Annotated in this window: 12 protein-coding genes; 11 read left to right on the top strand and 1 reads right to left on the bottom strand. The window is 44.2% G+C overall.

What is annotated here, in order from left to right:
• Positions 1-61: 61 nt before the first annotated feature.
• On the bottom strand, positions 62-196 hold the full coding sequence (gene rpmH, locus ICN41_RS08650) for a 50S ribosomal protein L34 (protein ID WP_011903922.1): 135 nt from the start codon (positions 194-196) through the stop codon (positions 62-64).
• Between the two features lie 223 nt (positions 197-419).
• Here rpmH and dnaA point away from each other — a divergent pair, with 223 nt between their 5' ends.
• From dnaA to ICN41_RS08595, 11 genes are all read left to right on the top strand, one after another.
• Complete coding sequence (dnaA, locus tag ICN41_RS08645) at positions 420-1,850, top strand: chromosomal replication initiator protein DnaA (protein ID WP_255537946.1); 1,431 nt, start codon at positions 420-422, stop codon at positions 1,848-1,850.
• Between the two features lie 264 nt (positions 1,851-2,114).
• Positions 2,115-3,230 (top strand): DNA polymerase III subunit beta, encoded by a 1,116-nt coding sequence (dnaN, locus tag ICN41_RS08640; RefSeq protein WP_216292500.1) that lies wholly within the window; start codon positions 2,115-2,117, stop codon positions 3,228-3,230.
• An 11-nt stretch (positions 3,231-3,241) separates the two neighbouring features.
• Positions 3,242-5,740, top strand: coding sequence for a DNA topoisomerase (ATP-hydrolyzing) subunit B (gyrB, locus tag ICN41_RS08635; protein ID WP_216292499.1), 2,499 nt, complete (start codon positions 3,242-3,244; stop codon positions 5,738-5,740).
• 3 nt (positions 5,741-5,743) lie between these two features.
• Complete coding sequence (locus tag ICN41_RS08630) at positions 5,744-6,232, top strand: SET domain-containing protein (protein WP_216292498.1); 489 nt, start codon at positions 5,744-5,746, stop codon at positions 6,230-6,232.
• A gap of 21 nt (positions 6,233-6,253) precedes the next feature.
• Positions 6,254-6,478, top strand: coding sequence for a DUF3717 domain-containing protein (locus tag ICN41_RS08625; RefSeq protein ID WP_216292497.1), 225 nt, complete (start codon positions 6,254-6,256; stop codon positions 6,476-6,478).
• A gap of 94 nt (positions 6,479-6,572) precedes the next feature.
• Positions 6,573-7,340 carry an ABC transporter ATP-binding protein gene (locus tag ICN41_RS08620; protein WP_216292496.1) on the top strand — a complete coding sequence of 256 codons (768 nt, stop codon included), beginning with the start codon at positions 6,573-6,575 and terminating at the stop codon, positions 7,338-7,340.
• Positions 7,337-8,041 carry an ABC transporter ATP-binding protein gene (locus ICN41_RS08615; protein WP_216292495.1) on the top strand — a complete coding sequence of 235 codons (705 nt, stop codon included), beginning with the start codon at positions 7,337-7,339 and terminating at the stop codon, positions 8,039-8,041. Before ICN41_RS08620 ends, ICN41_RS08615 begins: the two co-directional genes overlap by 4 nt.
• 22 nt (positions 8,042-8,063) lie before the next feature.
• Positions 8,064-9,290, top strand: coding sequence for an ABC transporter substrate-binding protein (locus tag ICN41_RS08610; protein WP_216292494.1), 1,227 nt, complete (start codon positions 8,064-8,066; stop codon positions 9,288-9,290).
• A gap of 16 nt (positions 9,291-9,306) precedes the next feature.
• Positions 9,307-10,227 (top strand): branched-chain amino acid ABC transporter permease, encoded by a 921-nt coding sequence (locus ICN41_RS08605; protein WP_216292493.1) that lies wholly within the window; start codon positions 9,307-9,309, stop codon positions 10,225-10,227.
• 2 nt (positions 10,228-10,229) lie between these two features.
• Positions 10,230-11,159 (top strand): branched-chain amino acid ABC transporter permease, encoded by a 930-nt coding sequence (locus tag ICN41_RS08600; protein ID WP_216292492.1) that lies wholly within the window; start codon positions 10,230-10,232, stop codon positions 11,157-11,159.
• Between the two features lie 125 nt (positions 11,160-11,284).
• The gene (locus tag ICN41_RS08595) at positions 11,285-12,022 is read left to right on the top strand and encodes a TSUP family transporter (protein ID WP_216292491.1); all 738 of its coding nucleotides are present in this window, start codon (positions 11,285-11,287) and stop codon (positions 12,020-12,022) included.
• The last annotated feature ends 46 nt before the right edge of the window (positions 12,023-12,068 follow it).

Here is a 12,068-nt window from a genome sequence, read left to right as displayed (position 1 = left end):
AAACTTGTCTTGGGGCGTGTTTTTAATAACTCAGAAATCCTAGTGCTGTTCAACGGCTAAATTAAACGGCCAAACGTTTGCGGCCTTTTGCGCGACGTGCATTTAATACTGCGCGTCCACTCTTTGTTTTCATGCGAATACGAAAACCATGGGTACGTTTGCGGCGTGTTACTGAGGGTTGGTAAGTTCTTTTCATGATAGATCCTGGGGAAAACCAATTATTTTCCTTGTTGCGGGGCAAAAGGTCAATCTATCCTGATGAATATGTAGGTGTTTTTCTCTATTTTTGTAGTGTTTTTCCTTAAAGCCTTAATTTAAATGGTGTTTTTGGCTTTATTCACAAGTTATCCACAGCTTTTCCACGTTTTTCTAGCTTGTGGATAACTTTGTCATCTGGCTACAATGGATCCTCCAAAAATATGAGCAACTTACAAAATCCCCCCACCTTGAATTCAACCAGCCCATTGGGTTTTTGGGATAGCGCTATTGGTGCTTTATCTCGCGAGCTATCGCCCCAACAATTTAAAACTTGGATTCAACCTCTAGTTTTCCTATCATTCGATGATAGTGAGCGTTTACTAACAATAGGGGCTCCCAACCGATTTAAGCTTGATTGGATTAAAAAGACATTTGCGGATCGATTCCAAGAGTTGGCCGCCCAATACTTTGATCAGGCAATTAATATCAATTTTGTACTGGATGTTGAGGGCGCAACTCCTGCGCCCACCAAGCCAGCAGCCTCAATTGAATTGGTAAACCCTGAAAGCGCGCCCGAATTAGAGCTTGAATCAGCCAATTTGGTTGAGGAACAATCCTTTGAAATTGAGGATCACTCTAAATTAAATCCAAACCTTACTTTTGAGACTTTTGTTACAGGTAAGGCAAATCAGCTAGCAAGGGCAGCTTCTATTCAGGTTGCGCATAACCCAGGCACCTCTTATAACCCCATGTTTTTATATGGCGGGGTGGGCTTAGGTAAAACCCACTTGATTCATGCGATTGGCAACCACCTTTTAAAAGAAAAGCCAAACGCCCGAATTCGCTACATACATGCAGAACAGTACGTCTCAGATGTGGTTCGAGCCTATCAACAAAAGGCATTTGATCGATTTAAGCGCTACTACCACTCGCTTGATTTATTGCTAATTGACGATATTCAGTTTTTTAGCGGCAAGTCTCGAACTCAAGAAGAGTTTTTCTATGCTTTTGAGGCCCTTTTAAGCAACAAATCTCAGGTCATTATTACCAGCGACACCTATCCCAAGGAAATGGCGGGAATTGATGACCGACTCATTTCGCGCTTTGATTCTGGCTTAACCGTTGCGATTGAGCCCCCAGAGCTTGAAATGCGGGTCGCTATTTTGATGAAAAAGGCGATTAGTGAAGGCATCCCGATGAGCGAGGATGTGGCATTTTTTGTTGCCAAGCATTTGCGTTCAAATGTACGGGAGCTTGAGGGGGCACTCCGTAAAATCCTTGCCTTTGTTCGCTTTCACGGGCGCGAGGTAACCATTGAGGTTGCCAGAACAGCCTTAAAAGACCTGCTTTCGATCCAAAATCGCCAAATATCTGTGGAAAACATTCAAAAATCCGTCGCAGATTTTTATAGCATTAAGGTTGCCGACATGTATTCCAAAAAGCGTCCGGCCAATATTGCAAGACCGAGACAAATTGCCATGTTTATGGCCAAGGAATTAACCCAAAAAAGCCTTCCTGAAATTGGGGAATTGTTTGGTGGGCGCGATCACACGACCGTTTTGCATGCTGTTCGAAAGATTGCAGAAGAGCGCTCTCACGATAGCCAGCTCAACCATGAAATCCATGTAATTGAGCAAACTCTAAAAGCTTAGTTTTTGCCCTGTGGATAAGCTTGTGGACAACCCTAGGGATAAGTTTGGGGATTGTGTGTGGATAAATTGTGGACAGTAACCAGTTCATGCAAAAATAGGGTGTTGAATAAAAGTTATCCCCGATTTATTCAGCACTTATACAAAGGTTTTCCACAGGTTTTGTGGTCTTTAATAGATTGTTTTATATAAGGTTTTTGACTTATCCACCGAAATTAGAAGCCTTATTACTACTACTAATAAGATATATATAAGGATTTAAAAGCAATGCAACTCGTTAACACTTCTCGCGATAGCCTACTAAAACCCCTTCAGGTTGTTAGTGGGATTGTTGAACGTCGACATACATTGCCAATCTTAGCCAATCTCTTATTTAAAAAGAGTGGTGAAAAGGTTTCGTTTGTATCAACTGATATTGAAATTCAGATTACAACTAATGCCAATTTTGGTGTCGGCACTGAAGATGTCACCACCACAGTTGCAGCAAGAAAATTACTAGATATTTTGAGGGCGCTACCTGAGGGTCCTGTGTCTTTAAATCTCAAAGACAATCGCATGGTTGTGCAGAGTGGCAAAAGCCGCTTTTCTTTACAAACACTTTCTGCAACAGAGTTTCCAGTTATGCAAAGTGTTGGTGAGGTAACTGCGGCCTGGAAGATGTCGCAAAAAAGCTTTCGTCAGCTTATTAGCCAAGTTCACTTTTCTATGGCTCAACAAGATATTCGTTATTACTTAAACGGCATGTTGTTGGTTGTAGAGGGGAAGGAAGTCGTTGCAGTTGCTACTGACGGACACCGCTTGGCTTACTCTCGGGTAGAGTTAGAAGCCGCACCATCAGGCTCAGGCCAAAGACAGGAAATTATTATTCCTCGCAAAACGATTCTAGAGTGCCAACACTTGCTAGAAGATTCTGAAGAGTCTCTAGAGATTAGTTTGACGGCTAACCAAGTGAAATTTAGCTTTGGCGATATTGAGTTGATTTCAAAATTGGTTGAAGGGAAGTTCCCTGATTTCCAAAGAGTAATTCCAAAAGGTCAAAAGAATTCCCTAACAGTGGGCCGCGACTTATTGCAAGCAGCTCTTCAGCGTGCGGCTATTTTGACTACGGATAAATTTAAGGGTGTACGTTTTTCTTTATCTCCCAATCGCATCACCGTTCAATCAACCAATGCGGAGCAGGAAGAAGCGCAAGAGGAAATTGAAGTTGAGTATGGTGGTGATGCAGTAGAGATTGGGTTTAACGTAAGTTACTTACTTGATGTTTTATCAAACTTAAAGAATGACAAAATTCAAATTAGTTTGGGTGATGCAAACAGCAGTGCTGTAATTACTCTGCCTGGCTCAGAGAACTTTAAGTATGTTGTGATGCCAATGCGTATTTAATTTAGAAAAAAATGACTGAAGAAAAAAAAGTAGTAGAGCAGTACGGTGCTGCATCGATTCAAATCTTAGAGGGTCTTGAGGCTGTTCGTAAACGTCCTGGGATGTACATTGGAGATACTTCTGATGGGACTGGCCTCCACCATTTGGTATTTGAGGTTTTAGATAATTCAATCGATGAAGCTTTGGCAGGGTACTGCTCGGAGATTACGGTAGTTATTCACACTGATAACTCAATTTCTATTGTTGATAACGGTCGCGGTGTTCCAACTGGCATTAAGTACGACGACAAACACGAGCCTAAGAGAAGCGCCGCAGAAATTGTGATGACAGAGTTGCATGCTGGTGGAAAGTTTGACCAAAACAGCTACAAAGTCTCAGGTGGTCTCCATGGTGTGGGTGTTAGTTGCGTTAACGCACTATCTAAATGGTTGAAGTTAACTATCCGTCGCGATGGTAAAGCGCATTACATGGAATTTGCGCGTGGCGTTATTCAAAACCGCAATATTCAAGATGAGAATGGCATCATTACATCACCCATTACTGTTACCGGTGATACAGAGCTATCGGGAACAGAAGTTCACTTCTTAGCAGATGAAACTATTTTTGGTAATGTGGAATTTCATTACGAAATTCTAGTAAAGCGTATTCGTGAGCTTTCCTTCTTAAACAACGGCGTGCATATTAAGTTGATTGATCAACGTAGTGGTCAAGAAGAAGATTTCGCATTTTCTGGTGGTGTTAAAGGATTCGTTGAATACATTAACCAAAATAAAAATGTTTTGCACCCAAATATTTTTTATGCCGAGGGTATTCGTCCATCTGATTTGGGTGGCCAAATTACTGCTGAAGTATCCATGCAGTGGAACGACAGTTTTAGTGAACAAGTACTTTGTTTTACTAACAACATTCCTCAACGTGATGGCGGGACCCACCTAACAGGGCTGCGTGCAGCAATGACACGCGTTATTAATAAGTACATTGATGAGAATGAAGTTGCTAAAAAGGCAAAGGTAGAAATTTCCGGTGATGATATGCGTGAAGGTTTGGCATGCGTTTTATCGGTTAAGGTGCCAGAACCAAAATTTTCAAGCCAAACTAAAGATAAATTGGTTTCTAGTGAAGTCCGCGGCCCCGTTGAGGAGATTGTTGCGGAAGCACTGAGTGCCTATTTGCAAGAACGCCCTGCAGACGCAAAAATCCTCTGTGGAAAAATTGTTGATGCTGCTCGTGCGCGAGAGGCTGCTCGCAAAGCGCGTGACATGACAAGGCGTAAAGGTGTTTTAGATGGTTTAGGTTTACCTGGAAAGTTAGCCGATTGCCAAGAGAAAGACCCCACCAAATCTGAATTATTTATTGTCGAGGGTGATTCTGCTGGAGGCTCTGCTAAACAGGGTCGGGACCGCCGCTTTCAAGCAATTCTTCCTTTAAAGGGAAAAATTCTGAATGTGGAAAAGGCGCGCTTCGACAAAATGTTGGCAAGCCAAGAGGTTGTAACCCTGATCACGGTTTTGGGTACCGGTATTGGCATTGAAGAATACAAGGCTGATAAGTTGCGCTATCACCGCATCATCATCATGACTGATGCGGACGTAGACGGTAGCCACATCCGCACCCTGCTATTAACTTTCTTCTATAGACAGATGCCAGAGCTAATTGAGCGCGGCCATATTTATATTGCTCAGCCACCACTTTATAAAGTGAAGTTTGGTAAGAGCGAGAAATATATTAAAGACGATGCAGAGTTAAACCAATTGCTCTTAAAAATTGCTTTAGAGACAGCCTCTCTGCAAACTCCCGGTGGTGAAGTTGTTGAAGGTGAAGCTCTAAATGAGCTAGCCAAACATTATCAGGTGATCCAATCGATCGTTGATCGCCTCTCGAGAACAATCGATGAAGATGCTTTGAGGGCTATTGCATCTGGCACCCAGCTCAACCTGGACACAGAGGCGTCTGCCAACGACTCTGCCGAACGATTGAGAAAGGCCTTGTCAGACTCTTTAAACCCATTGGCCCTCCCACCAGAAATCATTGTTCAAAAAGAGGATCGCACAGAGCGCTTTAGATTGTTGTTATCACGTCGTATTCATGGAAATCTAAAGCTCTCTTCCATTAACTCTGACTTTGTTCACAGCGACGACTATCAAAGCCTTGCTAATGCTGCGGCTGTTTTGTCTGGAAAAGTATTGCCGGGCTCAAAAGTGCGCCGCGGCGATCCTGATAAAAATCAGAAAGAGCAAACCATCAATGACTTTAGGGCTGCCTTTGCTTGGCTTCTATCTGAGGCTGAACGCGTTCTGAGTCGTCAGCGCTATAAGGGTCTTGGAGAGATGAATCCGTCGCAGTTGTGGGAAACCACGATGGATGCAAGTTCGCGCACCTTATTGCAGGTTAAGATTGAAGATGCGATTGCTGCAGATCAAGTCTTTACGACGCTGATGGGGGATGAGGTAGAGCCTCGCCGTGCGTTTATTGAAAAGAACGCGCTCATAGCGCGTAACCTAGACGTTTAATTTATGACATCAAAAAAAACAAAACCACCCAAAGTGGATCGCGCTTCTATTGTTGTTAAGTCTTCACCAATTCATGGCAAAGGTGTTTTTGTTGCCAAACCCATTAAAAAGGGCCAAGCAATTATTGAATACAAAGGTGAGCGCATTAGTTGGAAGTTGGCAGAAAAGCGCCACCCACATGACCCAAAGGACCCGAACCACACCTTCTATTTTTCTTTAGATGATGGTCGTGTAATTGATGCGAAGTATGGCGGCAATGCTGCCCGATGGATTAACCACTCCTGCAAGCCAAGCTGTGAGACCCGCGAAGACAGCTTTAACGGTAAACCACGCGTCTTTATTTATGCCAAGCGAGCGCTGAAGGTTGGGGAAGAGCTGTTTTATGACTATTCACTTGATATTGAAGGCCGCATTACGAAGCAAATGAAGAGGGATTACGAGTGTCGGTGCGGCGCCAAAAAATGTCGCGGCACTATGCTGGCTGTCAAATAAAACAACGCAACTTGATTCAGCATGCTGTACGTCACCATTCAAGAACTTGAAGCTGCCATTAATTATTGGCGCAGTCAGTCTCCAGCCGAAGGGGAGGAGCTGCGCTTGTGTCTAGAGGCATCTGCGCTTGCCAAGCCATATGCACTCATGATTGTTCAAGGCGCCCAACGAGTGCCGCTTGATGTATTGGATGAGGTGGCACGAAGCGCCATCAAACAATTTATTAAAACCAAGCAAACAACTTAGTGAGTTCGGCCCCTTGCATTTAGGGTTATTGCTATAGATAGCGAGCCTATCTTGGGGTATTCTCAATGTCTTGCCCCGATTGGGGGTAGAGGGTATGAGATTGCAAGAAACAATATTAAAAACCATTGACCTAGGGAAATCTTTTAAAGGGTTTTCCGCGGTAACCGATGTGAATCTAGATGTCACCCGGGGAACTATCCACGCTCTCATTGGTCCCAATGGGGCGGGAAAAACAACCTGTTTTAATTTACTAACAAAGTTTTTAGTGCCCACCACGGGTCAGATTCTTTTTAACGGCATAGACATTACTGGTGAGGCTCCGGCTCAAATTGCTAGACGAGGCATTATCAGATCCTTTCAGATTTCAGCTGTTTTCCCACACCTGACGGTGATAGAAAATGTTCGTGTTGCACTGCAGCGAGGATTAGGCACGGAGTTCCATTTCTGGAAGTCAGGCAATTCCTTAAATGTTCTGAATGAGCGCGCAATGGAGCTCTTGCATGAGGTAGGGCTCGAGGGCTTTGCAAATGAAGAAACGCTTAACTTGGCATATGGCCGTAAAAGGGCGCTTGAAATTGCGACAACCTTGGCAATGGAGCCCGAGTTAATGTTGTTGGATGAGCCCACTCAAGGGATGGGGCACGAGGATGTAGAGCGGGTAACCGAGTTAATTGACCGGGTTGCCAAGGGACGCACTATTCTCATGGTTGAGCACAATATGAAGGTGGTCGCATCTATTGCCGATCGCATTACCGTTTTACAAAGAGGATCCGTTTTGGCGGAAGGCTCTTACCATGAGGTTTCCAACAACCCGCTGGTTGTTGAGGCCTATATGGGTAGTCAAGGGAATGACACTCTATGAGCAATATGGCCTTAGAGGTAAAAAATTTAGAGTCTTGGTATGGCGAGTCTCACATTCTCCATGGCGTTAATTTTGCTGTTCGTGATGGCGAGGTTGTCACCTTATTAGGAAGAAATGGCGCCGGACGTAGCACCATCCTAAAAACGATTTTAGGTTTGACTAGCAAAAGAACTGGTTCGGTTCAGGTCTACGGCACAGAGACGATTGAGATGCCTACCTACAAAATAGCTAGGCTTGGCGTGGGTTTTTGCCCAGAAGAGCGAGGCATCTTTGCTAGCTTAAGCGCCGAAGAGAACTTGCTGCTTTTGCCAGAGATAGCTCCAGGCGGCATGGGCTTAGATGAAATATATGAGATGTTTCCGAATTTGTATGAAAGGCGCAATAGCCCTGGCACACGACTGTCTGGGGGCGAGCAACAAATGCTTGCAATGGCGCGCATCTTAAGGACGGGTGCAAAACTTCTATTGCTTGATGAGATTACCGAGGGCTTGGCGCCAGTCATTGTCCAAAAACTAGGCGAAGTGGTCACTAGTCTTCGCAATAAAGGCTTCACAATTGTGTTGGTTGAACAAAACTTTCATTTTGCCGCTCCGCTTGCGGATCGTCATTATGTTGTTGAGCACGGAAATGTAGTTGAAGTTGTGAATCAAAACGAGCTTGCTCAAAAGGCGGCTTTATTAAATGAGTATCTTGGTGTTTAGTAGTTTTCTATAGGAGATAGGAATGAAGTTAAAGCAAATAACCGCTTGTCTGGTTGCGGCGACCATGTTTGGTTCAAACCCAGTGTTTGCACAAAGTGCGCCCAAAGTAAGTGGCGATGTTATTAAGATTGGTGTTTTAACTGACCTTTCTTCAATCTACTCTGACTTGGCTGGACCTGGTGCGGTAATTGCAGCAAAGATGGCGATCGCCGACTTTTCCAAAGATGGCACAGTTATCGGAAAGAAGATCGAGCTAGTTAGTGCTGATCACCAAAACAAGGCCGATATTGCTGCAAATAAAGCACGCGAATGGTATGACAAAGATGGTGTTGATGTCATTGTGGAATTAGTCTCAACCAACGTAGCCCTTGCCGTTATGGAAGTGGCTGAGCAAAAGAACAAGATTACTTTGGTTTCTGGCGCAGCTTCTTTGCCGATCACCAATGAAAAATGTACAGCCAACAACGTTCATTGGACGTATGACACCTATGCGCTCTCGAACGGTACAGCTAAAGCGGTTGTAAAGCAGGGTAAAAAGAATTGGTACTTCCTTACTGCGGACTACGCCTTCGGCGCTGCTTTAGAGAAAGACGCCACCAATGTTCTTACAGCTAACGGCGGTAAAGTATTAGGAACAAGCAAGCACCCATTTCCAAATAGCGATTTTTCATCCTATCTCTTGAAGGCGCAAGCTAGTGGAGCGGATGTGGTTGCCTTGGCAAATGCCGGACAAGACACTATTAACAGTGTTAAGCAAGCTTCCGAGTTCGGTATTAACAAAAAACAAACCGTTGTTCCTTTGTTGATGTTTATTACTGATGTTCACTCTTTGGGTTTGAATGCAGCTCAAGGCATGTACCTTACAGAAGGCTTCTACTGGGACAAGGATGACAAGACTCGTGCTTTTGCAAAACGCTTTATCTTGCAACACAAGCGCATGCCATCTAGCGTTCAGGCAGGCGTTTACTCATCCGTTCTGGCTTACTTAAATGCCGTACAAAAGGCTGGCACTGATGATACTCAGGCAGTGATGAAAGCGTTGAAGTCTACAAACATTGATGACGGTCTCTTCAAAGGCAAGATTCGTGCAGACGGTAAGTTTGAGCACGATATGTATTTGCTTGAAGTGAAAAAACCTTCTGAGTCTACAAGCCCATGGGATTACTACAACATAAAGGCAGTGATTCCTGCTGCTGAAGCAACTCAACCACTTTCATTGTCACGATGCAAGCTGGTTACTAACAAGTAATTGATCTCTATTAAGCATGTTTGAACTTCTTGGAATTACCCCTCAAGCGCTGGTAGCCCAGCTCTTGGTGGGGCTTATTAATGGCTCGTTTTATGCCATATTGAGTTTGGGATTGGCCATTATCTTTGGCCTTCTTAACATCATTAATTTTGCGCATGGTGCTCAGTACACCATGGGCGCTTTTATTGCGTGGATAGGCTTAACTCAAATTAGCCAATGGTTTGGCTTACCCGAACTATCCATTAACTATTGGTTTGCTTTAATTGTTGTGCCCCTAGTGATGGCTGGATTTGGATTGATCTTGGAGCGCACGATGTTGCGCCGGCTGTATCACTTGGACCACTTGTATGGTTTGTTGTTGACCTTTGGTTTGGCTTTAATTATTGAAGGCATGTTCCGTCATTGGTACGGAATTTCTGGCGAGAGCTATTCAGCACCAGAGGCTTTGCAGGGTGCTATTTCTTTAGAGGCAATCGGCATCATTTTGCCGAAGTATCGCGTGTGGGTAGTTGCCATCTCCTTAGTTGTCTGCTTCTCCACTTGGTATGTGATTGAAAGAACTAAGTTGGGTGCTTATTTGCGCGCTGGAACTGAAAACCCAAAATTGTTACAAGCCTTTGGTATTAATGTTCCCTTGATGATTTCTTTGGCTTATGCCTACGGCGTAGGTCTTGCAGGTTTTGCAGGCGTGTTAGCCGCCCCTATTTTCCAGGTTAATCCACTGATGGGCTCGAATCTCATCATTGTTGTTTTTGCCGTAGTGGTGATTGGTGGTATGGGTTCAATTATGGGCGCCATTTTGACTGGTCTCGGCCTGGGCCTTATCGAGGGTTTAACAAAAGTGTTTTACCCAGAAGCATCTGGCGTTGTAATTTTTGTGATTATGGCAATTGTTTTGTTGATTCGTCCTGCCGGGCTGTTTGGGCGAGAGAAATAATCATGAACTCCAAAACAAAATTACTTTATGGCATCTTGGTTCTCATCGCATTGTTGTTGCCTTTCCAAGACTTCATCTATTTAGTTTTTGCAATGAAGGTTTTGTGTTTTGCCCTCTTTGCATGCGCATTTAATTTATTGCTTGGCTTCACAGGGCTCCTGTCTTTTGGACATGCTGCATTCTTTGGAACCTCCGCCTACATTACTGCTTACTTTTGCAAAGAAGCCGGCCTTTCTCCCGAGCTTGGAATCATCCTGGGTGTGTTTGGTTCCGGGATATTGGGATTCTTAATCGGTTCTTTGGCTATTCGTCGACAAGGTATTTACTTTGCGATGGTGACTTTGGCGCTTTCGCAAATGGTATATTTTTTGGCCGTGCAGATGCCTTTTACCGGCGGTGAGGATGGTATACAAGGCGTTCCACGAGGAAATTTGTTTGGCTTCATCGACCTTAAAAATGACGTTGCAATGTATTATTTTGTATTGGTTGTCTTTTTGTTTGGTTTTGCGGTCATCATGCGCGCAGTTCATTCCCCGTTTGGCCAGGTGCTAAAAGCCATTCGTGAAAATGAGCCGCGCGCTATTTCTCTTGGTTACGACGTTGATCGCTTCAAACTTATTTCGTTTGTACTTTCAGCCGCACTCTCTGGCTTGGCTGGATCAATGAAGTCTTTAGTTTTCCAGCTGGCCACATTGACTGATGTTCATTGGCATATGTCAGGCGAAGTGGTCTTGATGACTCTACTTGGTGGCATGGGAACTATTTTAGGACCCGTAGTCGGTGCCGGCATCGTTGTTGGATTACAAAATTACTTGGCCAACATCGGATCATGGAGCACCATTGCAACAGGATTTATTTTTGTAATTTGTGTTTTAGCCTTCCGTCGTGGCGTCGTTGGAGAAATCGCTGCCCACTTCAAAAACAAAAACTAGCCTTTTGTTTTTTCCTTTTATTATTCGGTTTTAGTGTGGCGCAAATTTTTAATTGCGCCACACCCATTTAATTAAAAGAGACTCTCATCGAATTTTCAATTTATATCTGGCCATTGCTTTTAGCGATGGCCTTTTTCGCAGGCCTTGTGGATGCAGTAGCTGGCGGTGGTGGCCTGATTCAGGTTCCCGCTTTATTTGCCGCCTATCCTGACGCGCCTCCGGCAACGCTCCTTGCGACCAACAAGGTTTCGGCTGTTGGTGGCACTATCAATGCTGCCCGAAGATATTTGCGTCACGTATCGCTTCCCTGGGCGGTTGTTGGTCCTGCAATTGTTGCGGGTTTTATTGGTTCGCTTTTAGGTGCCAATGCCGTAAGTAATTTCCCAGCAGAGCCACTGCGCAAGGCTTTGCCGTTTGTTTTACTGTTTCTTGTTCTGTATACCTGGTTTCAGCCATCGCTTGGTGAAACACACGCCCCCAAAGGTGTTAGCCGTTACCAACAAATTAAAGGGGTGATACTGGGCCTCACCATTGGCTTTTACGATGGATTTTTTGGCCCTGGTACAGGCAGCTTTTTGCTGTTTGGGTTTGTGCGGTTTTTTGGTTTCGACTTTTTGCATGCATCCGCAGCAACCAAGCTAGTAAATGTGGCAACGAACTTTGCAGCAATTCTTATGTTGGCAAGCTTGGGTCAAATTAATTGGCCACTTGGCCTTGCCATGATGGTTGCCAATATATTTGGTAGCCAATTCGGTAGTCGACTAGCTATTAAGCATGGAAGCGCTTTTGTAAGAAAAGCCTTCCTTGTAATTGTGTCTGTGCTGATTATGAAGTCAGCTTGGAATGCTTATTTTCTCAATTAAATCAATAAGTTATAGATAAGGCCAATACCAAGGTTTTATTTTGTAT

This window comes from Polynucleobacter sp. 15G-AUS-farblos (genome assembly GCF_018882445.1).
In the GTDB taxonomy this organism is placed as follows: domain Bacteria; phylum Pseudomonadota; class Gammaproteobacteria; order Burkholderiales; family Burkholderiaceae; genus Polynucleobacter.
This window is presented reverse-complemented; position numbering and strand designations above follow the sequence as displayed.